Genomic DNA, 25380 nt, shown 5'->3' with positions numbered 1-25380 from the left:
AAGGCCCTCTCTTTCAAGTGAATCATTCTATATATAATTGTAACACATATTACCGTTTAAATATAAAGGTTTTCCCGTCTAGATAAACGCAACTAAACTTTTAAGTGTCAGATTAACTTAAACCTGTAAAATGTTCAATCCGGAGAAAGCTCATAAACAGGGGCTCTCTTTTTTTAATCTTTTTACAATATAATCCATTTTGCTTTAAATATTAAAGCTACAACGTGTAAAAAGCCGAATGTTTTAAGCTATTTTTGTAAAAAGCCGAACTTTTAAAGATAAACGTGTAAAAAGCCGAACTTTTGACTTTTTACACTGCTATCTTTAATCTTTTTACAGATTTAGCTTAAACCGACAACAGATTTAGCTTAATGTCAGATTAACTTAAACCTGTAAAATGTTCAATCCGGAGAAAGTTCATAAACAGGGGCTTTCTTTTTTTCACATTTTACATTACTCTACATTTAGGTTAAATTATTAAAGCTAAAAATCGTAAAAAGCCGTACCATTTAAGCTATTTTTGTAAAAAGCCGTAATTTTTAAAGATAAAAGTGTAAAGAGCTGAATATGAGTGCCAAGGATATAATTATGCCGATATTATTATCGTTTGCATGATAGACTATGAAATATTATCGGATGGACTTGTGGATTTTTATTTTCCTTACGCCGATGGTAAGACCTTTTTTGATATCAGCAATGACTTCTGGGACATAAAGACGTAAATACAACTGTTAAACACTATGCTGCTATAGAAGAAGAACATAAAAGACAGGCATCCCAGGTAGACGTTTATGGAACTGATGATAACCAGGATAATGATTAAATTGCACACACTACAGTGCCCGGTTTTTTACAATTTTAGCTTTAATCCATGCGGCTTTTTACAGATTTTTCTTTAAAAGTACGGCTTTTTACATTTTCAAGCTTTATTTATTTAAGTTAAAAAGTGTAAAAAGCCGTATTTTTGTTATTTTACGCTGATGATTAACATAGGTATTTATGCCAATATTTAACCAAACATACGCAAAAGACATAGAAATGCGGAGGATAAGGATGTTATTTACATATAACGAATGTGTAAATAAATATGGTTCCAAGTATCTTGTAATGTTCGTAGAGCCACACAGGATCTGGATCTTGATTTCATCAGATATTCTTTAAGTGACGAATCAATAGATGCATTTATTGCTAAGCTTAACTGCCTGGAGGAAAAGACCTGACAGGCTGATAGAAAAGATATAGGTTTTCTCTTTTAGAATTCCTCAGAATTCAAAAAGAGCTTATTTAGAGTGCACAACGGCAAAGCACAGCTGTTGCGCACTTTTTATATTTATTTAAGACTGTCAAGTGACGAAATATAGTAAAATAAAAAGAGATGTAAACATTGATGGTTATGCAATGTATTTGAGCTTTTATAACAATTTAAGAATCGTGATAAATACCTTTTAGTGCATAAAAAGCTGCATAAATCCATAAATCATTAACAAGTAATTGGAATGCAGCAGCACACCATTTGAGGAGGAATTGTATTTTTGAACACTCTGATAACATCTGATAACAATTGGGCATTATTATCGATTCTTTTTTTATCAAGCTTTCTGGCTATCTATCTTGAACAGAAATACAAATGGGCTGCCAGGCTCACCGGGGCCATAATCACTCTGGCCATCGCAGTTCTACTGACAAACCTTAAAGTCATCCCTACCAGTGCTCCCGTATTTGATGATATCGTTTGGGGGTATGCTGTTCCTATGGCGATACCTCTGCTCCTTCTGGATGCCAACGTCATTAAGATATGGCGTGAAACTGGAAAGCTCCTTTTGATATTCCTCATTGGAGCAGCTGGAACATTTGTTGGTGCCTTTGTGGGGACATTGCTTTTGTCAGGACTTGTCAAAGGGCTTCCCGGCGTTGCAGCCATGATGACCGGATCTTATATCGGTGGAGGCGTTAACTTTACTGCCATTGCTGATGCCTTTCACGTCAGCGGAGACCTTATCTCTGCCGCCACAGTAGCAGATAACCTGAACATGGCAGTTTATCTGATGATACTGCTTGGCATTGCTTCCAGTGCTTTTTTCAAAAGACATTATAGCCACCCTCACATAGATGAGGTGGAACGGGCTGGATCTGACAAAGCTGGCGAAACTCTTGCTGCAGGCTACTGGGAACGCCACGACATCTCATTAAAAGACATAGCAGCATCTCTGGCATATGCAGTAATAGTTGTTACTGTTTCCAAACTTATTGCGGGATTCTTGGCCGGGATTATCCCTGAGAGCAACGGATTTCTAAAGATGCTGAACACTTTCTTTGGAAGCCAGTATGTGTGGATTACCAATGTATCAATGGTATTCGCATCCCTCTTTGAGGACAAGGCAAAAGAGATGCATGGTGCCAAGGAAGTTGGAACCTGGTTTATCTATCTGTTCTACTTCGTCATTGGTGTGCCGGCCTCCATAATCATGATCATTCAGAATGCTCCGCTTCTGTTGGTGTTCTGCTTCATCCTGATGGTATTTAACATGCTGTTCTGCTTTGGCTTCGGTAAGCTTCTTCGAATAGACCTGGAAGATATCATACTAGCTTCAAATGCTAATATCGGAGGTCCCACCACCGCTGCAGGAATGGCTATTTCTCTAGGCTGGGCTAGGCTTGTCGGCCCATGTATGCTGGTTGGGACTTTCGGTTATGTGATAGGTACATGGCTTGGTATAATCATTGGTTCAATTCTGGGAGCATGATATGGAAGATACTAAGAATCTGGATTCATCGGGGTTTGTGGCTGTTACAGATGTGGTTCCCGATGTAATCCTGGAAATTCGCTACTTTTCGACGTTCAATTTTATAGGGGATAGGATAGATGGCTATAATGAGCCTACAGCTCTTTTGACAAAAGAGGCAGCTTCGGCTCTTAAGGTTGCCAGTGATGATGTCATCAGTCGCGGATATCGTCTTAAGATTTATGATGCCTACAGGCCGCAACAGGCCGTGAACCATTTCGTAAAATGGGCAAAGGATGTGCCAGATAAGCGAATGAAGAAGGTCTTTTATCCGGACATCCCTAAGGAAAAGCTCTTTGACCTTGGCTTCATTGCAGAACGCTCAGGCCACAGCAGAGGAAGCACTGTGGATCTGACTCTATTTGACATGTCCGAGAGCTGTGATGTGGATATGGGAGGATATTTCGATTTCTTCGGAGATATCAGCCATTATGATTATCCGGCTCTTACTGATGCTCAGCGCGCAAACCGTGTCCTTTTGAGGGAAATTATGGTACGTTCCGGCTTTGTGCCTTACGAAAACGAGTGGTGGCACTTCACATTGGCTGATGAACCTTATCAAGACAGATACTTCAAATTTCCGGTATGCACAAAGCTTTTGGACTATAATACTTCAACTAACAAGAAACAATAAAATATATCTGATATTTGGAGAGGGAAACGATGGATATTCAGTATTTGTTATGGCTTCAAGAACTTAGAAATGCGACAGGCGGAATGTTTGATGAATTTTTTAATGCGCTTTCAAAGGTTGCAGTGGATCTTATGCCTTTTTTGCCGTTTGTCATTTTCTGGTGTGTGGACAGGAAATGGGGCTATCGATTCATTTTGACTCTTGGTATTGGTGATTTGCTTAACGGAATTATAAAGCTGACGGTATGTGCCTATAGGCCCTGGATTCGCTCGGATCTGATTGAACCGGCAGGGGATTCGAAGGTTGCTGCTACAGGATATTCTTTCCCGAGCGGACATACGACGGAGGCAACGGCTGTTTATGGAACAACTGTAGCTTGGCAGCATAAAAGACGGAGATGGCTTGCTGTTCTATGCGGAGTGCTGATTGCCCTTACAGGTTTTTCACGAAACTTTTTGGGTGTTCATACCCCTCAGGATGTGGTAGTTGGCTTTTCAGTGACTTTGATTATGCTCCTTGTAGTTGGTTACGGGCAGAGGAAAATAGATGGTGATGACAGAAAACTGGATATTCTGTCGATTATTGGCGTACTGGTGGTTATAGCTACGCTTATCTATATCACAGTAAAGCCTTATCCTATGGATTATGTGAACGGTGTTCTCCTTGTTGATCCTAATAAGATGATGAATGACACTTTTAAGGCCTGTGGCGCGTTTATCGGATTTCTGGCGGGAAGCTTCATCGAACGTCATTATATCCATTATGAAATTCCCTCAGGATCAAAAAATCTTCCCATTCTGGGATTTATTGGCTTCCTGATCGCTTTTGCCTGGAAGGAGTTCTTTGCCCCAGCAACGATAGTGATGGCTTTAGGCGGTCACTGGGGGAATTTTATTGGGCGAAGTATCATGTGGTTTTTCGTTGTTGCCATCTGGCCTGTTGTGATAACAAAGAATACAAATTAGTAATTACAAATGACGGTGTTGGCGGAGAACGTATATGAAAATGATGATCATTATGATTATAAGATAGGAATAGATGTTTCTTATCACAATGGGGCAATTAACTGGCAAAAAGTTAAGGAAAGTGGAGTTGATTTTGTTATCATAAGAGCTGCATATAGAGGCTATGGAAAAGAAGGAAAACTAAACAGGGATAAGTGTTTTGAAGAGTATATAACGGGTGCACATTCAGCCGGACTTGATGTAGGAGTTTACATCTTTTCACAAGCGATATCAGAAGAAGAGGCAAAGGAAGAAGCAGAATTCATTTTGAGAATCATTAAAGATCATGAGATAGAATTGCCGGTTGTATATGATCCTGAAAGTATATTGGATGCGGTAGCTAGAACGGATGATGTGATGGGGATCAGTTTACGCGAAATACAAAACTATTTTGCAGCATGATTAAGGATGCCGGGTATCAGCCCATGATATATAGTAATATGCTGTGGGAAGCATTTGAATTCGATTTAACGGAACTAGCTGAATATCCTATTTGGTATGCTGACTATGAACTGTTACCACAGACACCTTATCATTTTGAATATTGGCAATACTCGAATGAAGGAAATATAAGTGGTGTTCCTAGTAGAGTAGATATGGATATTAGATTGATTCCTAGATGAAATATGTCTAGTTATGTTGTAATAATTTGGAGTTTAATGTTGTCAGGAAGGTTGGTTATCGGCATGAAGAACAGGCACTTTTTAACTGCTTTGGAAAAGCTTGAGGAATATGTCAAAGAAACTCCGGAGAAAACAGCGGTAATATTTCATCCGGAGGAGCGATTTTCATTTTTGGAATTATGGGAATTTTCCGGGAAAATATATGCATGGCTTAAGGGAAAAGGAATAGGTGCCGAAGATATTGTCCTTTATAATCTGCCTCGAGGTTTTATGCTTTATGCCTGCATGGTTGGAACAATGCGTGCAGGAGCTGCATTTGTTCTTACTGAATCTGGCAATGATCCACAGCGGACGGAATATATACGGGCAAATTCCAATTGCAGATTGTTGGTGGATGAAGAATGCATGAAGGAAATTCAGAAATTCTCACCGCTTGAAGGCTATGAGCCAGTGAATCGTCATAGCCTTTGCTATATCGCTTACACATCCGGAACAACAGGCCATCCCAAAGGAGTACTACACGAATATGGTTCTCTGGATAACGCATGGCAGGCTGTCATGATTGATGGCAAAGCAATCATGTATGATACAGACACATTTCTGGTGATGAGCCCAATGAACTTTGTGGCGATGCCTATTTGCTATGCTTATTCATGTGCACACGGCTGTGCACTGGCTGTGATGCCATATGAGTATGCGAAGAGCGATGATGTTTTTTACGAGTATCTGCAAAGAGCAGGTGTAACCTGTGGGTATTTGACGCCCTCTATTTTAAGAAAACATATGCCATTCCGGGAGCAATGGCACATGTGTATTCTTTCCTCGGAACCAGCTGACGGGCTTTTTGTTCCGGGAACAAAATGCTACAACACATATGCGTCTACGGAATCAGGGTGTCTTCTTTCAGTTTATGAATTAACGAAGCCTATGACACCTGCACCAGTAGGAAAGTCTTATTCTGAGGTTGAAGTGTTTGTTGCGGATGAGGAAGGGAAAGAAGTACCAAGCGGAACAATTGGTGAAGTATGCTTCAAAAATCGATACGTCAGGGGATATCTGACCGATGCGCCTGATAGAAATGGACCATCCAGAGACTATGTGTTTCGTACAAAAGATGCTGGTAAAAAGGATTCTGATGGAGTTCTGACCATTTGCGGACGCATAGATGAGATGTTCAAGATAGGCGGATATCGTATTGAGCCGGATGAAGTGGCTGGTGCTGTGTCGAGAGTAAGTAATCTTGGGCACATAATAGTGAGAGGCTTTGTATATAAAGACATTTCAGCTATTACAGTTTTTTATACCGATGACGTCATGGTCAATCCGGTTGCGATGAGGCAGAAGCTGCTTAAACTTCTTCCTGAGTATATGATTCCGACAAATTATATTAGGCTTAAAGAATTTCCGATGCTCTCAACAGGTAAGGTTGACAAGTTAAAACTTCTACCACTGGAAGGGAACTGGAATCAGTTCAGTGATCGTTCCGATCCTGTAATGTCGATTATAAGTGCGGGCAGGATTGCTGAAGTATTTGATATGGGGAAAGACAAAGTATTAAAACTCTTCAGACCGTTTGTCACATTTGAGTTTGTTTATAGGGAATTTACTCAGACTCATGCAGCGTACATGTCCGGCCTTCCTGTAGCGGATGCTTATGGAATTATCCGCTCCGATGACAGATATGGATTTTTGCTGGATAAAGAGTCGGGAATCTGTCTTGAGCAGATGATCTGTGAGAATCCGGAAAAAAGGATTGATCTGATTTCCGAATTTGCTGAATCGGTAAAAGCAATACACAAGATTCGGATAACTGATCCTGTTTTACCCGATGTCAGGGATTTGTCGATGTACTATTCCGGAAAGCTTAGCAAGGATTACTGTTCGGAGAGCGAAGCAAAGAAAATTCGCGCAATCTTTGAAATTATCCCTGTTGCAGAAACATTTGCGCACTGCGATTGTCATACGGGAAATGCAATAATGACAGATAAAGAGCTGCGGTTTATCGACCTTTCTTTTTCTGGGAAAGGCCATCCTGTTTTTGACCTTCTTGCCATGTTCTCACATTATGTATTTCTTCCATCATTTAGTTCTGAGGAGGAGTATAAGACAAGGAACAACATGACTCAGACTGAAGCAGAGACTTTGTTTGACATATTTCTTGAAAAATATTATTCCAAGGCTGATACAGCGGCTCTTTCCAGAATAAAATCGATAGTTAGGGGAGTTCATGCTGCGCAAATATGTCTGGCATCTGTTCGAATTCCAGGAGTATTTACCGAAGGTATGCTGATTGAGGCAAGGCAAAGGACCTTAGAGTTTTACGATCAGTATCATATTGAGAACCTGAACGAAGAAATACTTGGCTGGAGTAATATGGTATAACATGAGGAAAAATGTTTGCGCGTACAGATAAAGTCATAATAAAAAACTACATAAAATACCTCTTTCCAGCACTTCTGGTAGGAATTGGCGGGGCTATTCAACAATTTGTTGATACTATAATTGTCGCAAATCTTATTGATTCCAATGCTGTCGCCATAGAAAACTATGCCGGACCGATTGTCCAGTTTACATCATTTACTGTAAAGCTTGTAGGATGTGGAGGAGCAGTTTTATATGCCACACTTATGGGCAGGATGGAACGTGAGAAGGCAGCCGGTATTTATAGCGCAGCTATGATTCTTTCAATAGCAATCAGCCTTACAGCATCTGTTTTGGGAATCATTTTTTTCAGAAAGCTTGGCACAGCTCTGGGATGCAGCATTGAACTGATGGATGATTTCAGATTATATCTGATTCCGACACTGATACTTATTCCTATAACCATAATAGTTATGACCTTTGCATCTTTTTTGCCTTCAATGGGCTATCCCGGCCTTACTTCCAAGATAGTTCTGACAGCAAATCTGGTTAATGTGTTACTGGATGTGGTCTATATAAAAATCTTTAAAATGGGCATTTCAGGAGCGCAGTGGGCTACAATAAGCGGCTATGTGGTGGCACTCATAGCTCTTTTAATAATACTGAAAAAAAATCATTTTACATTTCCGCGAATTAAAGGGTTAGATGCATCATCGATAAAAGACATCTTCATCAGAGGACTGCCACCAGGGTTATCACAGCTGGGACTACTTGTATACTATTGGTACTTTAATCGTCTTGTAACGCAGATGGGTGGTACTGAAGCCATGAAGGTTTTTTCTGTCTGTCTTCAGCTCTTGGCTATATATGCAGTTTTAGTTAACGGTGTGTCTGAAAACGTACGAAATTTTGTGAGTATGCTTAACAGCACGGAAGATGAAGCGTCGGTGCGATATGTAATGAGAAAATCTATTGTCATATTAGAGCTGTGGGGAGTGATTCTTTTAATACTGATCCTGGCTTTCCCTGGATCATTCGTGAGCTTATATAGTATTAAGGATGGAAGAGCAGTGGCTATACATGCCCTGAGGATATATTCATTTATCGTGTTGTTTAAAGGAATGGCAATTATTGCAAGAGATTATCTTAATACCACCGGCCGACCATATCATGCTATGTCGCTCACTTTGGCAGAGGGCTCTGTTGGTGTAATTATTCTGGGTACGGTTCTCGGGAGGCAGATTGGCCTCGATGGAGTATGGCTGGCATTTCCCTTAACATCCTGCGTCTGTTGCATACTGGTTGCCATATATCTTTTTACATGTGGCAAAAGACCTGTTGACAAAGTTGCTGCGGACTACGAGAAGATGTATATGACATTATCCGTTAATAAAACAAACCCGATGTTGCCAGCGAAGGAGATAGCAGATTTTTATAAAGATAAGGTTCAAAAGCATACAATTATTGAAAAAACAGCGCTTCTAGTCGAAGAGATGTACATATACAGCGTCAACCACACTAAAGACCTTGATTATATTGATGTGATGATACAGATTTATGATAATGAGAGCCGAATACTATTCAGGAGCCTTGGTGAACCTTTTAACCCCATGAATGTAGTTAATGAAGAGGAACGGGCGAATATCCTTATTCTGAATAAGATCACGTCTGAGATTAATTATGAGTACATCATGGGAATGAATACAACTTGGCTGAAAATATAATTTACAGATTTATCTTAAAAAGTTCGGCTTTTTACAATTTCCTGCTTTAATTTTTTAAATAAAAAAGTGTAAAAAGCCGAACTTTTGACTTTTTACACAGCTATCTTTAAACATTTTACAGATTTAGCTTAAACCGACAACACGGGCGGAGCAGAAGAATTTATATTCTGTTCCGCCTTGCTTTATATCCAAATATCATTGCACAAAATTCCTCTTTTGTGTTATGATATCTATAGGAGGCGCAAAATGGGCGAAAATTCGGCATATTACAATTCCTTAAAGCAAAAACGCAGACAGGATACAGAAAATATAAAGGCATTATTGCCTCAGCATGTGCATGGATTTGTAGATGAATGCCTTCTCAGATATCAGCCAAGTACTGCATTTAACTATGTTCAGGATATTCTGTTTTTCTATAAATATTTGAAAGAAAAGAATCCTATCTGTAGAAATCTTGAACTGCGAAACATTCCTTTTGAAGTAATTGAAAATCTTAGACCTCAGGATATCAATGAATTTCAAAATTATGTTGCTTCAGGCCATAAACCGGACAAAACAGGCAATATAAAGCCAGCTAATGAGCGTGCAATTGCCAGAAAAATGGCTGCTGTTAGGAATTACTTCAAATATTTGGTTAAATACGACTATCTTAATGCAGATCCAACGATTAAAGCCGTTGTAAAAAAGAAAGATCCGGAGAAAAAAGATATTCGGAGGCTCGATTCAGAACAGGTACAGAAGCTTATTGATTCTGTAGAAAATGTTAATTCTGCCAGCTATCACTCAAGAGTAATGTCTGAGATCACCGCAAAGAGAGACTTGGCTATCGTAACTCTTCTTTTAAATACCGGAATCCGTGTGTCAGAGTGTGCCGGACTAGATCTTGCAGATGTCAATTTTAATGAGAATTCCATTACGATTGTAAGAAAAGGTGGTTATGAGGATCATCTTTATATAAATGAAGTAATAAGGAACACCTTGAAGGATTATATAAAAAACGAGCGTACCACTCTATTAGAAGGCGCTGAAGACCAGGCTCTTTTCATATCTCTAAAACATAGACGTATGTCTATAAGAAGCATCCAGCATATGATTGAGAAATATGGCAAGAACACCGGCCTTTCCCAAAAGCTCACGCCTCATAAGCTCCGCAGGACCTATGGCACAGCGCTTTATAACAAAACAAGCGATATATATATGGTAGCTGATGTCCTTGGTCACAATGATGTTAATACCACAGTCAAACATTATGCGGCAATTGAGGAAGAACATAAAAGGCAAGCTTCCCAGGTTGATGTTTATGCTCCAGATCCGGATGAAAAAAATCGACTATGATTGGCAAAAGTGCTGTAAAAACGCCTATGGTTGGCAAAATCCATGAATAAAATACGCTCATCATTGGCAAAAACAATGATAATTCTCCCATCGTTGGCAATATAGATGAAAAAAATAAGCACTCTTCAGATAAAAAATGTCATCTGAGAGTGCTTTTCTACTCTATTGGCCAACTTCTTGTAAAGGAGTTGGCAAAAGTTATGTAAATGGACAGCACTTAATTGACTTAATACTTGGCTGAGTGTAGCACAACATTTTTACTATTCGCTAAACACAGGTTTAACGAATAGTATCTAACGAATCTAACGATTTCTCACAATTTCTCACAATTTCTTGAATTCTGCAGGCGTAAGTCCCGCATGTTTTCTGAATTTACGGCCAAAATAGTCCACATCGCTGTAGCCCACCAGCTGTGACACCTCGTATACCTTGTATTTGCCTTCTGACAGAAGTTCCTTGGCCTTTTTGATCCTGCATTCATTAAGATAATAAGTAAATCCACAGCCTGTGGTCTTGGTAAAAAGTCGTCCCAAATAGCCTGAATTGTAGCCAAATTGCAATGCAAGTTCTTCCAAAGTCAGGGGCTGCGCATAGAATCTGTCAATATATGAGATAATGTCCTCGATGACGTTTTCTCCGTCCTGTCTGCAATAAATCCTGTTCATTGCGATGTCCAAAGTGTCGGAAATATACTGGATTATCTCGTACAGATAGAACCTGCTCTCAATAAACTCAATAATTCCGGCGCTGGTATCAAAAACCTCTGATAAAACCGGATACTGCCTGGTCATTTTTTCCTTTAGGGAAAGCATGATCTCAGTCATAAAAAGGCAGGCATCCGTGCTTTCTTTCTCATGTTTTTTCACATACTCGTAGATTTCATCCAGAGCATTTACCATCATATTCCTGTTTCCGAAGGCAACGGCATTCAATACCTTTTCCCAAAGATCCTTTTGGGCATTATTGTCCCTGACATCTGAAACACTCTGAAAATCAGCCTTATCTTCCCTTATAAAATGCTCTCCTTCATCGCAGAAAAATCTTCTCTTGGCGAGCCATTTTGCCCTGTCATAGGAACCGGCAATCTCTGAAGGAAGGTCACATTCATTACCTATGGCGATAAATATATTGTCCAGAGGGCTGTCAGATTCTATGGGGGATTTTTGATAATGCATTATAAAATCTTCAAACTTTGATATAGCAGTCCTTCCCTTAAGCAGAATGCACTCATTTCTCTCTACTGTGGAAAGTTCATAGCATTTTTCATCCAAAAAAGCTGATATCAGGTCTGATAATCGGTATCTGATGTCCTCTTTTCCCACGTTGTAGGTCTCATGGATAATAACCTGGTATCTGGGATACAGCAAATTCATGGAAGTCAGGTTCTCTTCCATCACGGGTATGCCCGACAGCAGATCCCTTACAATCACACTCTTGGCTTTATTCTTAATTTCCCCGAGCCGTGTGCCTTCTTTTTTGGATTTTTCTATATCTGCCTTAATAGTTTTGACTGTTTTTAAAAGATCATCCTCATCAATGGGTTTGGTAATGTAATTAGTGACGTTATTTCTGATGGCTTCCCTGGCGTACTCAAAATCAGAATAGCCCGAAAGAATGATAAAATAGCCCTTATATCCCCTGCCACGAAGCTGTTTGATAACATCAATGCCATGAACCTTGGGCATCTGCATATCAATAACTATCAAAGTAGGATCAAGCCTTTCTGCTGCGGAAAGAGCGTCTTCCCCGTTAGAAGCATCCCCGATTATCTCAAAGCCAAGCTCCTCCCAGTCTATGATGAGCTTTATGCCTTCTCTAATATTCTCTTCGTCATCAACAATAAGCACTGTTTCCATATTCTGCGATACTCCCCTGGTCTATCAGCTTCTTTCATTCTATCATAAGGATTATACATGAAAAAGCTACGGCATACAGCGCCGTAGCCTTTCCATTGTATGTAAGGAAAATGGGAATCATTTGGATCTTGCATCATCTTCTGCAGCTGCTCTGAGCTTGGCCTCATTTTCCTGGAATGCGATACATTCCGCATAGCCATACTCTTCTGCCTGCTGCTTCATATCAGCTACAATTGCGTCAAACTCCTCGTCACTTGATGCATAGATTGCTTTCCAGGAGTTGTCCTTTACACAGGTTGAAACCTGATCCCAGACTACCTGGAGCTCATCTGAGCGAACGCCGCCGGTGTACATGGTTCCGGGAGCGAGAACATATTTAAACTTGTCCAGATACTCATCCGGTGTATCAGCTCCTGCCCAGTCTCTCCAATCCTGCTCGATGTCAGAACCGGCTTCTGTGGAATAGCTTGCCCAGTTACGGTAGTTGAAGGTTTCACCGTTACTGTCAGGGTTAGGAGCATCCAGTGACCAGGTTGAATTATTCATCTTGAAGGAGCCATCATCATAGGTTCCTTCATAGCCATTGCCCATTTCTGTTGAAATATCTGTCTTGCAGGCGCGGCCTATATCTGTAAAGCAGGTCTTTCCATTTTCATCATAGTACCAGCAAACATCCTTAGGACCGTATTCAGAGATCATTCTTCCCTCAGGTGTTGTAAGCCAGTTGATGATAGCCATGCAAAGCTCGGGATATTCAGTATTGGCGCCTATAGACCAGATTCTGTTTCCACCGTAAACGTTAAGACCATATCTGATAGGTGTTGCATCTGCAGGCTTTACAGGAAACATACCCTTTCCTGCTGCAAGATGGTCAGGTGAATTGTAAAGTGCGGAGCCCATAAAGTTAAATACGTTGAGGAATGCTGTACCGTTCTGGTAATCCTCCTGCATTCCGTTAAAGCCCTGTGTCTGTGAGTCGGGATCAAGAAGGCCCTTCTGATAAAGTGTGTTATAGAACTTAAGAGCTGTAAGGTAAGGACCGTTCTCCTCAAGTACAGGATGGAAGGACTGTGTATCGGGATCATATAATCCCAGTCCGAACTCATCAAATCCGTAGTAAGCTGTTGCGGTTGACTTAACGTACATTACCATGTCACCGTCCCAGTCATTGAAAAGAGAAACGCCATAAGTAGGATTTCCGTTGTCATCTGTAGGACAGATCTCTTTCATTTTCTCAAGAGCTGCAACCAGTCCGTCAAAATCCTTGATCTCAGGGGACCCGATTTGCTCATAGAGATCATATCTTAAATCCCAGGTATACATGAATGAGCCGGGATCTTCTGCTGAACGGGTTACGTCAAAGCCGTAACCATAGAGCTTTCCGTCTGAAGAGATTCCTCTGTTCTTTTCAAGAGCAGCCTTCATATTCTCAGCGATGTAAGGTCCATACTCGTTAAGAAGGTCATCCTCTTCCCAGTCAAAAAGCATTCCCTTGTCGATGGCATGCTGATAATCATCACCGTCATTTCCCCAGATTACCAAGTCTCCGAGATTGCCGGATTCCATACGGGTATCATATACACCATCGTTTTCAGGGATGATATTGAGCTTAACATTGAACTTATCAAGCATTATTTTTCCAAACCAGCCTGTCTGCTCTCCGGAATAGTTTGCCAGCTGATCGTAAACGTCAAGGGTAACGGTCTGATCCGGAATTATGTCTGAAAGATCGCCTTCAATTCCGCTTGCGGTAGCAGATTTCTCATCTTCAATAGTTGTGGTCTCAGAGCTTCCTGAACCCTGCGTGGTTTCTGTTTCACCTTCCGAACCTTCCGATGCCCCTGTGGGAGCAGGTGCGGATCCGCAGGCTGCCAGAGACAGCGTCATTGCTCCGGTCATAATAAGAGCCAGTAACTTTTTCATTTTCATAGCTTTCCTCCTTTTTTGGTTTCAAAACTATCTTTAAGGGTTCTCTTTCACCCTTTTACTGCCCCGATCATGATTCCCTTTTCAAAATACCGCTGCATGAAAGGATAAACTAAAAGAATAGGAATTATTGTAACCATTGCTATGGTGTACTTTATTACTTTTCCGTTCAGCGCAGAGTCCATAACGCTCTTGCTGATTCCTGATGTACTTCCGGCGCTCATAAGAGCGGCCAGATTACTGGTGGTATTGAGGTATATATACAGCCTGTGCTGAAGTGTATAGAGCTTTGGCGCCGACTGCATGAGAATCAGTGAATCCTGGAAGGAATTCCAGTGGCCCACAGCACCGAATATGGTAATAGTGGCCAGGATAGGCTTGGACAAAGGAAGTATGATGCTCATGAAAATCTTCATATGAGACGCCCCGTCCAAAGCAGCGCTTTCCTCAAGTTCACCCGGAATTGCAGATTCTATATAGGTCTTAACCAGAATGATATTATAGGGTGCAACTATTCCCGGAATTATGTATGCCCAAAAGGTATTGGTAAGTCCCAGCATAGCCATATTCAGGTACCAGGGAATTATGCCGGCGTTGAAGTACATGGTTATTACAAGGAACCTGTACCAGAAGCTTCTTCCCCACATTTCCTGTTGGGTAACCAGATATCCCACAAAGGCTGATGCCAGCACCATGAGAATTGTTCCGAATATGGTTCTTGCCAGGGTCACCGCAAAGGAACCAAACAGGTCATTTACCTGCAAAAGGCGAATGTAGTTTTCAAAATGTATGCCCCTTGGCACAAAGTTGATAAGTCCCTTTCTCACCAGTTCATTGTCACTGATGGTATTGATGAACAGATAGTAAAAGGGAAAAATGCATATAAGGGTAAAAGCAGCAAATGCGGAGTAATTGATGATGTTAAAAACAACGTCACCGAATTTCAGCTTTATTTTTTTCCGGCTCTTCTTACTCATTTCGTTCCCCCATTAAACTATGGTCTCACCTCTTATCACTTTTGATATGGTATTTGCCCCATACAAAAGAGTCACACTGATGACGGATTTAAGCATTCCCACAACGGTGGATAAAGGAATTGCACCTTTAACGATACCCATCTTATAAACATACAGATCCAGAACCATGATCTGTGTTGTATTGGAGGAATTTTCAAATACCAGGTACTGATCCATTCCGTTAGAAAGGATTCCTGCCACAGCCATGAGAAGAAGCACATAGAAAGTAGGCATAAGTCCCGGCACTGTTACATGCCACATTTTCTGGAAGCGCCCCGCACCATCCACTATTGCCGCTTCATACAGCTGCTGGTCTATACCGGCAATTCCCGCGATATAGATGATGGCGCTCCAGCCCAGGCCCTTCCACATTCCCCAAAGAAGCATCTTTATCCAGATATGGCTTCCGTCCATCAGGAAGTTTTTTCCTTCGGTCCAGACACCAAGATTCATCATAAGAGAACTGATAAAACCGTCTGTGGAGAAAATACAGAAAGCAATGGCAAATACCAGAACCCAGCTGATGAAATTGGGAATGGTGGTAAAAGTCTGTACAATTCTTCTGAATTTGTCATTCTTAATCTCAGAAAGAAAAATCGCAAATGCCATGGGAACCCAGCTGGTGGCTATTCCCAGTCCACTCATGGCCAGGGTATTTTTCATTACGCTGAGGATGTCCCTTGTGGTGGATCTGTTTCGGATCAGCTGCTGGAACCACTTAAAACCTACAAAGTTATCCATTGACAAGGTATCTCCGGCTTTGTAGTCGAAAAAAGCATATCTCCATCCCCAGAGAGGTAAATAACTGAAGACAAAAGCCAGAAGGATAAAGGGAAGGAACATAAGAAACAATCTGAATCTTGTTTCCATCTCAAACTTCTCGGTCTTGGCGGGTTTTCCCACCAGATACAGCTCACAGGCAGCTATGAGGATCATCAGCAACAGCATTCCCAGCATTACGTAGAAAAATCCGGAAAACATGGGTTCAATCTTGGAGGGTTTAGTGGTTGCTGCAATCTGTGTATGTGCAGACCATATTCCTGCCATGGAACCAGCAGAAACAATGGCTCCGACTATATTGAGTATGTTTCCGAAGAACTTACATTTTCTGTTTCCCAGAGATAAACAGGCCCCAACAGCGCAGGCTATAATTCCAAGGCAGATTATCATGCTGGAGATATTCAAAAGTTTCAAGGTGGATTCCATAACCCAGCCTTTTTTAATTGCCCTGCCGAAATTGGAGATTAAATTCCCGTAGGAAAATCCTGTTGTAAGAAGAGAAATGCTTCTGTTGATGAGTCCGCTAATTCTGGCAACATTAAGCGCAGGAAAAAAGAGAACTACCAGAAGCAGTACTGAGATTGCCCGATATGGGTAATAGACATATCCAGCCAGTTTTTCTTTAGACACGTTTCCCCTCCCCCAACTATAAACGCAGACCCCAAATAAAAATTGCACCTGCAAGCTGATAATTAATATCGCTTACACGTGCAATTTTATATAACTCTCTGTCAATTAAATACCCTGTTAATCCTACTTTTTTTACTGTACATTTTGTACATTGGTCCGGGCCTGGGTATTTATGGGAAGCCTGAGCTCAACGCTAGTGCCCTTACCCTGATTTGATCTTATAGTAAGACCATAGTCACTTCCGTAAAGATATCTTATCCTCTGGTTGATGTTATAAAGTCCGATACTCTCTACTCCTTTTTCGTCATCTTCCCGCCTCTTCTCATTGATGGAATGGTTCAATTCTTCAACCTGCTGAGGGCTCATGCCCTTTCCGTCATCATTAACTGTAATGAGAAGCTTCTCCCCTTCGGGCTCAACAATAATGCTAATGTGTCCGTTCTGATCCATATCCTTAAGGCCATGGCTCACGGCATTTTCCACTATAGGCTGCAAAAGAAGTGGCAACAGATAATATTTTGATGTGTCAAAATCCTCTGCAATATAGAAATTCCAGTTGATCCGGTCCCCGAACCGGAGCCGCTGTATCTGAAGATAACTTTCCACATGAGTAAGCTCCTCCGCCAGGGTTGCGTTGGACTTTCCGGTGCTCTCAAGCACATAATGCATTATTTTGGCAAGATACTTGACACTGGTGGCCACATCCCTGTCACCGCCTCTTATGGCCTGCATCCTGATTGCCTCAAGAGTATTGTACAAAAAATGAGGATTGATCTGCCCTGAAAGCATCTTAAATTCCATGTTCTGCTGCATATTGATGAGCTGCTGCTCATGGATCTTTGTTTCGTAAAATCTCGCTTCCTGCTCTCTTATCTGCTGGGTGGTAGCCTTTAGATCCTTAAAGGTATCCGCCAGTTCATCATCACCGCTTATATTCTCAATGATGTCATAATTGCCGGTACTGGCTCTGTGCATGGCCTCTCTCAGGGTATTAACTCTGGATGTGAAATACCTTGAGTAAAGAATGACTATGAATAAAGGGACAATTACTACCAGAAGTAATACAAGAATAAAGCCTCGCATTATCTCTTTAATGGCCTCATGGGCCGTGTAATCTCCGGTAAGGACAAAGAATCTTGAAGTGATCTTATAGGGCACAAAGCTGGAAATGCAGGTAAGAGCCAGCTTGCCATCAAGCATCATATCGCCCATGAAGTTATACTCATCTACGCCATTGCCCTCAATCTCCGGCATCTCGATCTCGCGCTCATTGTAATTTGATGAAAAAAACACAGGATGTTTGTCCAAACTGATGAGTATATAATTATCCGTCGTAAGAAGCCTGTTTCTTAAATAATTGGTGCTCACCGTCACTACGATATAAGCCCTGTTATCCGAAGAACCTGTATTAAAGCGCCTCACAAGAGCAAGCTCATAGTCATTCTCATACTCATTCAGCGGAATATGGGTACAGGTGTAGGAATCCCAGGCTGAATCATCTATATCGTTGTACCACTCAAACCTGCTGAAGGGATCATCGGTAACTCCGCTGCCGGCCGCTTTATCCGCATTATCTCCGAATCTTTCAGCGCCGCTTATACCCACATTGACCACATGGCTGCCTGTAGGTATTTGGGGATTGTTGGTATAAATATTTATTGAAGAAATTGCGGCTGTGGTCCGGATTATCGAAGAAACCGCCGCATCCAGAGCATCATACCTGCCCTTGGTGACAACCTGATAGCTGTCTGAAGCAAACATGTCCCTGTATTCCTGAGAGGATATGATAGGCTCCAGGCTGGTATAAACAATTGAAGTTATATCAAATACTATTGATTTGATCCTGATATTTTCAGCCCTTAACTGTTCCTCATATCTGTCCTTCATCTGTCTCATAAGGATAGATACTGACACGACACCTATAATAAACATGGGAATTATCAGGGCCAGGATCAAAACGCGGTACATCTGACCGCCCACGCGTCCCCTGTGCATCATGTATCCCCCTTAAATGCAGCGTCAAACAGCTGCTGCTTTTCTTTTGCAGCCTTCAGATTATATTCCAATACCTGGTCGAACCCAAGCTTATCCAAGGTACTGAGCATGTCCTTTTTAAGAAAATCATAATCAGCCCTGGTGGAAGCAAATACCATTTTCCAGGAGTGATCGACAATGGTCTGGCGGCACTGATCTTCAATGGTCTGAAGATACTCAGGATATGCAAATCCTCCCCATTCAACTCCCGGGATTATCGTAAGCATGTCGTTTTCCCTAAAATAGGCTATTGGCTCCTTCTCCGTGCCGTAAAGTCTGCTCCAATCGCTGTAGATCACAGTCTTACTGCGGCTGGTATAGTCATCCCAGAGCTGATACCGGTAAGGAACGCCATTCTCATCGCTGTCCTGAACGTCAACAGGCTTGAAATTAAGGGCAGATACCCCCTGACTCCAGAGTCCTCCGCCGTATTCTTCAGGAACCTCAAGATTCTCCTCCATATCAATAAAGGCTTTTATTCCAAATTCAGTGAATCTGGGCCCATCATCCGTCATTTCCCAGGTTAACCCCTCCGGCCCTCTGAAATCTCCTGTAGGTGAGCCGCTGCACTCGATACCTTCCCTGGAAAAAAGCCAGTTGGCAAAATCCACCATTCTCTGGGGATCCTTGGTGTTTTTACCGATCATCATGGAAAAACTCTGCTTGCCCCCGGGATCATTTCCCCAGGTAACGTAACTGGCATCTTCAATTTTCAGGGACGCAAATCCTTTTCCTTCACGAAGTCTTGTCTCTGAATTGTAGAGTGACTGCCCCATCCAGGGCCAAAAAGAGTAAAGAACCGCACCGTCTCTGTATTTGGAGGCAACAGTATCATAATTCTGATAAGGTGAATCGGGGTCCACAAGCCCCAGGCGATTAGCCTCGAAAAAGAAATCCAGCGCTCTGAAATAAGCAGAGTTCTCATCTGCAACGCTTTCCATTTCGCCGGTTTCAGGATCCATCAGAACAAATCCAAGAATATCATATCCATACAGCGAAGCAATGGCTCCTGCATTTTGCATTATATCTCCGTCCCAGTCAGAAAAAAGGCTGAAAGCATAGACGTTTTTTCCACTGTCGCTTTTTACTGCATTTTGCTGCATCTTTGACAGTACAGGCAAAAGCTCCTCCAGAGTATTAACCTGCGGATAGCCCAGTTCCCTGTACAAATCCCATCTGATGGAGGGTGCGTTGGTGGGCTCGCTGAAATCCGCTTCTCCAACCTCTGTATTGGAGGATATCTCACTGGGAATGGCAAATAAGCCCTCTGCGTCTGCATTAGCAGAGGTAAGCCTTATCTGGTCCTCATATTTCAAAAGATTATCACAGTCCTTAATATAATCTGTCATATCAAGAATAAGGCCTTCTCGTACCAGGTCCCGAAGATTTCCATCCTCTGCACCGATAAAAATAAGATCGCCGATATTCCCTGATGCTCTCATGCTCTCAAAAATGGCATTTCCATGGCCCTCCTGATTGGGAGCTATAATGTTAAGCTGCATATTGAACTTGTCACGGACGATCTTGGCAAACCATCCCCGCTGGATTCCCCGGGTATTGGACTGAACGTCAAAAACATCTATTGTGATAAACTCCGGATACTTTTTTTCTCCCGGCGTGCGATCATCTTCAAAAAAAGGCAGTCTGCAACTACATAAAGTGCAGACTACCATTATTAACGATAAAAACACAGAAATTTTCCTTTTGCTGATTTCACATACTTTCATACCGTATCCCCCCAACTTCCCATTAAAGCAATTGTATCTGTTTGAGTCTGTAAAGTCTATAACCGCGGGCAATAAAAAAGACCTTTATCACCGGGACAAAGGTCTTTTCAAATCAATATTTAAACCCCGGTACCAGGTACAAAAAGCTTTATTTCATAATCCATTTTATAATTTCTTAATATATCTGCCCCAGAATGGACACATTTTCACTTTAAACTAAATGAAACAACTAAATACAGCACAAATGAATCAAGAAAGGTTGTAAATATGAGTAGACTTGAAGCAGAAATTGCGGAATATGTCGGTAATTACACAAGAAAACATGGCTATGCGCCAACAGTTGAGGAACTTATCAGTACCTTCGGAATTATTACTGTTATGTGTACAATGTTCTATATATTAAATCTATACAGAATAGGTATGATAAGAAATTCCTTGTTCTTTGGCACAGGCGATCTTAAGCTCATTCCTGTTAAAGTTAAATAATTAAATATGATAAAAAAACAAGCAGATATGTATCATGGTCAAAAGACAATCAGGAAGCATATCTGCTATTTAATTAATTGATTTTTTTTGGAATATAATAGTTATGCGAAGGATAATATTATACAAAAATAAATCAATAGCCTTTTCCTCTATACCACTTCTCGAATAATAAACTTCTACCCTACCAACATAAAAAAAGCAAACAAGAGAGAGCTTCTACATCTTCAACTATCTTATCCAAACTTTTTCCTGAACATCTTATACAAAACGATACTCCAGATCATAAACAATCCTCCTGCGGGAATCAGGTACAACATGTTCCCGGTTTGGGTCCATCTTCCCACATGATACATGGGAAATATCACAAAAATATACCTTACTGCCCCTTTAATAAAGAACGGTGCGAAAAAAGTTATTCCAAAGAGGCCTGATAATTTACCCACTGCCATGCCCTCAACCTTGTTTGAAGATATAGACACCACCAGAAAAGCCGTGATAATGCCGCAAAAAGCCGTGGATAATACCATAACAACCGTTGTTATTAAATCAAGCCTGTTAATCGCAAATACCATAACTAAAAATGCTGTCATTATTCCTGAGATAACTGCCGGCAATACTATTCTTGAGTTAAGATAACCTCTTTCACCGGGAGGCGTTACTATGATGTATTTAGCTATGCCCTCATCAATCTCTCCCAGAACTACCAATCCACCTATAAAGGCAAACATCATTCCCGTCAACATGGCCAGCAGCCAGCTAAACAGGTCATAATAAGGCCTTAACACTTCTCCGTAGCCAAATCCGGCCAGAATCTTTTCTTCCAGGATCGGAATCCCATATTTAAAGAGTCCACCGACTATGAATGGCATAATAACCAGCATCGCCAGCATCAGATCCCCGGCTATCTGTTTTACCATATATCTGAACATTTTGTATGTAGCGGTCATAATCTTATTCTCCTACCTGTTGATACATTTTTTTAACACACTTATCAGCTATTCTGTATATCACATAAGTCCAGATCACAAGACTGATAATTGATAAAAATGCCATGTTCGCATTACCTTCTAACAGTTGCATAGCAGCACATCCCGGATGGATCAGCATAAGCGGATTATCCCAGAACACGCCTGCCCTGTATGCAATGACCGGCGCAAAGCCCACCAGTTCAAACGGTACTGTTCCCAGAATATACTGATTCAGATTGCTGACCATTGTTCCCACGATTATTCCGCAGAGACTGAAAATTGCCGATCCAAGCAGAATACCCACCATAAACAGAAGAACATTTGCGGTGTGCCCAAAGATAATCAGGATAAGTCCCACTATTTCAGATATCGGCGCAAACGAAAGAACTTTGCCGACTATGTACTGCGTAGGCGTTACCGGGGAGATCACTATGGAGCTGGTAACATGCTGACTTTTTTCCAGAAGGATCAGCGCTCCCATAAAGAACATACCCATAGCCGCCGGATCGGAATACACACAACAGGCCACGATAATATTCTTAAGATTCCCCTCGAAAAAAGAGAAAATGATCATATACACCAATATGCACAGGATATACAGCAGATAAAATCCGTATTTCCATTGGAAAAAAATGTCGCCCTTAATTACATTTGCTTGTCTCATATTCTTATCTCCGTCAGTCCAGATGTGTTCCTGTTATCTCAATGAAAATATCGTTAAGTGTAGGCTCCGCGCTGTGAATTGATGTTATGCGGTTCTCTTCTATCAGTTTCCTTAGTATTTCATCACAGCTGATATTTGAAAGAATCGTGCTGACTGTCCGCTCAACGCCGTTTTCCAGATATGTATAGGTAACCCTTACCGCCCCGCGGCTCATAATAAAATTGTGAGGTGTATCCAGCGCTTTCATTTGCCCGTTCACGATAAACACGACTCTGTCGCAGAGTTCAGTGGCATCCTGCATGTTATGAGTGGTCAGGATTATTGTTTTCCCCTTCTCCTTCTCTTTTCTGATAAGATCCTTCATGATCTTGGAATTATTTGGGTCCAGGCCGCTTGTGGGCTCGTCGAGAAACAGCACCTCCGGGTCATGGACCAGAGATTTAATGAAATTGAGCCTGGACTTCATACCCTTGGAAAAAGCTGATACCTTCTTGTCAGCATGCTCATATAGCCCTACTTCTCTAAGCAGTTCATCAATATCTCTCTTCTCTCCGCTATACAGAGATGCAAAATATTTGAGATTTTCTCTTGCCGTCAGCTTCTCAAACAGGCTCGGGAACTCGAAATCCACACCAATCTTTTCATAGAAATCTTTGCTGTGATCCTTACTCTCGACGCCAAGAATAGTGGCGCTGCCTTCATAGTTAGTGCAGATTCCCGTAAGTACCTTCTGCAGGGTGCTCTTTCCTGCTCCCGAAGGCCCCAGGAATCCGAATATCTCTCCCTTATTCACAGAAAATGAAATATCTTTGAGAAAAGGAGTCTTACTGTAGCTGAAATTAACGTTCTGTACATCTATCACTTTCTGATCTGTCATGGTCATTTGCCTCCTCCTTATGCCAAAATCTGTATTACCAGACCTTTAATTAGCATCCGCATACTTTCTCTCATATTCTCTTCGCCAATAACATGCTTGTACATGGAACCAAACAGTATCATGGAAAAAGAACCTACAACCGCCTCAACATTTAACCCCTTTCTGGCAGCCAGCTGTTCAAGAATTCCGGCTCCCATGTGCTTGTCCTGCTCTCTGTGCCTTTCAAGAAGATCATCGGGAAGCTTGGACAAAACCAGGTTCATAGCCTCCGGTTCAAGAAGAACCTTGAGGCAGGAACTTGTAGTAATCTCCATGGCCCCAAGAATAACATCTGCTATCTCATCCACAACTTCAGCGAATGCACCGTCCTGAGAGGGGTCTATATGATGTTCCCTGATTATTCTCATAAGACCGCCGGAAATATACTCATCCACCTGAACATGAAAATCCTGAGCGGCATCAAAAAACAGTACTTCCTTACAGGGATAAAACAGATAAAACGTTCCCTTGGGGATACCTGCCAGCTGAACCAGTTCATCTACAGTGGCTTTTTTCACGCCTTTTTGCATCATAAGCTCGTTGGCAGCCTTTTTAAGCCGAAGGATTATCTGTTCTCTTTCACTTTCCGAATATGTTTTTGGCATCGCATTTCCTCTTTTTGACTAAATTCATATTTTTAGTCATAATAGCACCACAAAAAAATAAAGTCAATGCATTAATCTCACGCATTGACTTTATTAATCACCAGATTCCTAATAATTCCTGCAGATCTGAAAGAAAAGCACCGAAATCCGGGTAGATCTCATCTTCCTCAATACACCCGCCTTCCAGGTTATATATTGAGATCTGTTCACTTCCTTTTTGGCATAAAACCGGATCTCCTGATGCCAGAGCACCTATTACCACATAGCTGTCATCCGGTCTGTCGCCTAGTCCGACTTCTATAAGTGGTTTATGGGCTACTCCATATATCTGAAGTCCTGCAGGCAAAAATAATTCTCCGCCGTCGCTTAGTCTCAGCCATTCTTTGAAAGCAGCCGGAAGAACCAGACCATTTCGAGTTTCAAATTCTTCTATCTGCTCGTCAGAAGCAGGCTCCAGATATTCCATCCTGCCCTTACCGTCAAGTTCTTCAACAATCTGTCTAATCATAATTCGCAGACTCTCAGAAATTCATTCTTTGCTTCCTGCATATCCTCGGGATAACCGGCCTTGTCTATTGCAGCAAGGCATGCGTCCTTGATATCCCCAAAAAACTGTGAATTGTAATGATTGAGCCTCTCTCCGTGATAGAGTTCCCAGCCCTCATCCTGCTTCTCCAGGCAGGTTGCGCACTCGGCATAATCTCCTACAACTACCTTGTTCTCATCCCCAAAACACCTGACCAAGATTTCCTTAAGTGCATCTATGCACTTCTCTTCTGAAATATTAGCCATTTTTTTCATCCTCCTTGAACGATTATCTCCCAATTATAGCCGCATACACAGCTCTTGGCAATTGCCAACATCTAATTTGAAGAAATTTCTAAGGAAGCGTTCAAATAGTAAATATTTTCCGCAAACAAAAAACCGACCTCACATGAGATCGGATTTTTTGATATATATTGACGACCCGAAGGGGGTTCGAACCCCTGACCTCCGCCGTGACAGGGCGGCGCTCTAACCAGCTGAGCCACCGGGCCATTATATTGAATGAAACCTTCAAACTACCGAAATTATGACTCAAAAATACTTCGTCTATAATTTCGGTATGTGTGTCGCTAAATTCAAAAATACTTCATTAAGCAACACAGCACGAACACTGAATATCTTAATCCATTTCCCTTTGTTCCTATACCAACTATTCGTTGGATAAGCCCTCGACCTATTAGTACACATCAGCTGAACACGTTACCGTGCTTACACCTTGTGCCTATCTAACCTCATACTCTCTAAGGGGTCTTACTGCTTGCG

21 protein-coding genes, 1 tRNA gene and 1 rRNA gene are annotated in these 25380 nt (G+C 41.6%); 9 read left to right on the top strand and 14 right to left on the bottom strand.

Annotated features, from left to right (window positions below; genetic code table 11):
* Window positions 1–1532: 1532 nt before the first annotated feature.
* The 8 genes from NXH67_RS07180 to NXH67_RS07150 all read left to right on the top strand — a co-directional run bounded on the left by NXH67_RS07180 (window position 1533) and on the right by NXH67_RS07150 (window position 10464).
* Window positions 1533–2744, top strand: a complete 1212-nt coding sequence (locus NXH67_RS07180) for a DUF819 family protein (protein WP_272796905.1) — start codon at window positions 1533–1535, stop codon at window positions 2742–2744.
* A 1-nt stretch (window position 2745) separates the two neighbouring features.
* Window positions 2746–3417, top strand: a complete 672-nt coding sequence (locus NXH67_RS07175) for a M15 family metallopeptidase (RefSeq protein WP_272796904.1) — start codon at window positions 2746–2748, stop codon at window positions 3415–3417.
* A 29-nt stretch (window positions 3418–3446) separates the two neighbouring features.
* Window positions 3447–4382, top strand: coding sequence for a phosphatase PAP2 family protein (locus NXH67_RS07170; RefSeq protein WP_272796903.1), 936 nt, complete (start codon window positions 3447–3449; stop codon window positions 4380–4382).
* A gap of 18 nt (window positions 4383–4400) precedes the next feature.
* A complete protein-coding gene (locus NXH67_RS07165) occupies window positions 4401–4823 on the top strand; it encodes a GH25 family lysozyme (protein WP_272796902.1) in 423 nt (140 codons plus the stop codon).
* Window positions 4820–5044: a GH25 family lysozyme gene (locus NXH67_RS18445; protein WP_442870182.1), complete on the top strand. Its 225-nt coding sequence runs from the start codon at window positions 4820–4822 to the stop codon at window positions 5042–5044. The genes NXH67_RS07165 and NXH67_RS18445 overlap by 4 nt, the downstream gene beginning before the upstream one ends.
* 63 nt (window positions 5045–5107) lie before the next feature.
* The gene (locus NXH67_RS07160; protein WP_272796901.1) at window positions 5108–7426 is read left to right on the top strand and encodes an AMP-binding protein; all 2319 of its coding nucleotides are present in this window, start codon (window positions 5108–5110) and stop codon (window positions 7424–7426) included.
* 11 nt (window positions 7427–7437) lie between these two features.
* Window positions 7438–9129, top strand: a complete 1692-nt coding sequence (locus NXH67_RS07155) for an MATE family efflux transporter (protein ID WP_272796900.1) — start codon at window positions 7438–7440, stop codon at window positions 9127–9129.
* Between the two features lie 246 nt (window positions 9130–9375).
* The gene (locus NXH67_RS07150; RefSeq protein ID WP_272796899.1) at window positions 9376–10464 is read left to right on the top strand and encodes a tyrosine-type recombinase/integrase; all 1089 of its coding nucleotides are present in this window, start codon (window positions 9376–9378) and stop codon (window positions 10462–10464) included.
* Between the two features lie 323 nt (window positions 10465–10787).
* On the opposite strand, the gene NXH67_RS07145 is transcribed toward NXH67_RS07150, so the two are convergent.
* The 6 genes from NXH67_RS07145 to NXH67_RS07120 all read right to left on the bottom strand — a co-directional run bounded on the left by NXH67_RS07145 (window position 10788) and on the right by NXH67_RS07120 (window position 20433).
* Window positions 10788–12320, bottom strand: a complete 1533-nt coding sequence (locus tag NXH67_RS07145) for a response regulator transcription factor (protein ID WP_272796898.1) — start codon at window positions 12318–12320, stop codon at window positions 10788–10790.
* A 117-nt stretch (window positions 12321–12437) separates the two neighbouring features.
* Window positions 12438–14249, bottom strand: coding sequence for an ABC transporter substrate-binding protein (locus NXH67_RS07140; RefSeq protein ID WP_022779879.1), 1812 nt, complete (start codon window positions 14247–14249; stop codon window positions 12438–12440).
* 47 nt (window positions 14250–14296) lie between these two features.
* Window positions 14297–15223, bottom strand: a complete 927-nt coding sequence (locus NXH67_RS07135; RefSeq protein ID WP_272796897.1) for a carbohydrate ABC transporter permease — start codon at window positions 15221–15223, stop codon at window positions 14297–14299.
* 12 nt (window positions 15224–15235) lie between these two features.
* On the bottom strand, window positions 15236–16672 hold the full coding sequence (locus NXH67_RS07130; protein WP_272796896.1) for an ABC transporter permease subunit: 1437 nt from the start codon (window positions 16670–16672) through the stop codon (window positions 15236–15238).
* A gap of 132 nt (window positions 16673–16804) precedes the next feature.
* Window positions 16805–18670: a sensor histidine kinase gene (locus tag NXH67_RS07125; protein WP_272796895.1), complete on the bottom strand. Its 1866-nt coding sequence runs from the start codon at window positions 18668–18670 to the stop codon at window positions 16805–16807.
* On the bottom strand, window positions 18667–20433 hold the full coding sequence (locus NXH67_RS07120; protein ID WP_272796894.1) for an ABC transporter substrate-binding protein: 1767 nt from the start codon (window positions 20431–20433) through the stop codon (window positions 18667–18669). The genes NXH67_RS07125 and NXH67_RS07120 overlap by 4 nt, the downstream gene beginning before the upstream one ends.
* Window positions 20434–20700: 267 nt before the next feature.
* Between NXH67_RS07120 and NXH67_RS07115 the strand changes: the two genes are divergently transcribed.
* On the top strand, window positions 20701–20919 hold the full coding sequence (locus NXH67_RS07115; protein WP_022779874.1) for a hypothetical protein: 219 nt from the start codon (window positions 20701–20703) through the stop codon (window positions 20917–20919).
* 233 nt (window positions 20920–21152) lie between these two features.
* On the opposite strand, the gene NXH67_RS07110 is transcribed toward NXH67_RS07115, so the two are convergent.
* The 8 genes from NXH67_RS07110 to NXH67_RS07075 form a co-directional block, all read right to left on the bottom strand.
* Entirely contained in the window at window positions 21153–21866 is a 714-nt protein-coding gene (locus NXH67_RS07110; RefSeq protein ID WP_272796893.1) for a hypothetical protein, read from the bottom strand.
* Between the two features lie 4 nt (window positions 21867–21870).
* Window positions 21871–22551: a fluoroquinolone export ABC transporter permease subunit gene (locus NXH67_RS07105; RefSeq protein ID WP_272796892.1), complete on the bottom strand. Its 681-nt coding sequence runs from the start codon at window positions 22549–22551 to the stop codon at window positions 21871–21873.
* Window positions 22552–22564: 13 nt separating this feature from the next.
* Window positions 22565–23413, bottom strand: a complete 849-nt coding sequence (locus NXH67_RS07100) for an ABC transporter ATP-binding protein (RefSeq protein ID WP_026668865.1) — start codon at window positions 23411–23413, stop codon at window positions 22565–22567.
* Between the two features lie 32 nt (window positions 23414–23445).
* A complete protein-coding gene (locus NXH67_RS07095) occupies window positions 23446–24072 on the bottom strand; it encodes a TetR/AcrR family transcriptional regulator (RefSeq protein WP_022779870.1) in 627 nt (208 codons plus the stop codon).
* Window positions 24073–24169: 97 nt separating this feature from the next.
* Window positions 24170–24580 (bottom strand): SMI1/KNR4 family protein, encoded by a 411-nt coding sequence (locus NXH67_RS07090; RefSeq protein ID WP_272796891.1) that lies wholly within the window; start codon window positions 24578–24580, stop codon window positions 24170–24172.
* Window positions 24577–24864: a hypothetical protein gene (locus NXH67_RS07085; protein ID WP_022779868.1), complete on the bottom strand. Its 288-nt coding sequence runs from the start codon at window positions 24862–24864 to the stop codon at window positions 24577–24579. Before NXH67_RS07085 ends, NXH67_RS07090 begins: the two co-directional genes overlap by 4 nt.
* A 171-nt stretch (window positions 24865–25035) precedes the next feature.
* A tRNA-Asp gene (locus NXH67_RS07080) sits at window positions 25036–25109 on the bottom strand.
* Between the two features lie 165 nt (window positions 25110–25274).
* Window positions 25275–25380: ribosomal RNA gene (locus NXH67_RS07075) — 23S ribosomal RNA — on the bottom strand; the annotation flags it as partial.

The organism is Butyrivibrio sp. DSM 10294, from assembly GCF_028539135.1.
In the GTDB taxonomy this organism is placed as follows: domain Bacteria; phylum Bacillota; class Clostridia; order Lachnospirales; family Lachnospiraceae; genus Butyrivibrio.
This window is presented reverse-complemented; position numbering and strand designations above follow the sequence as displayed.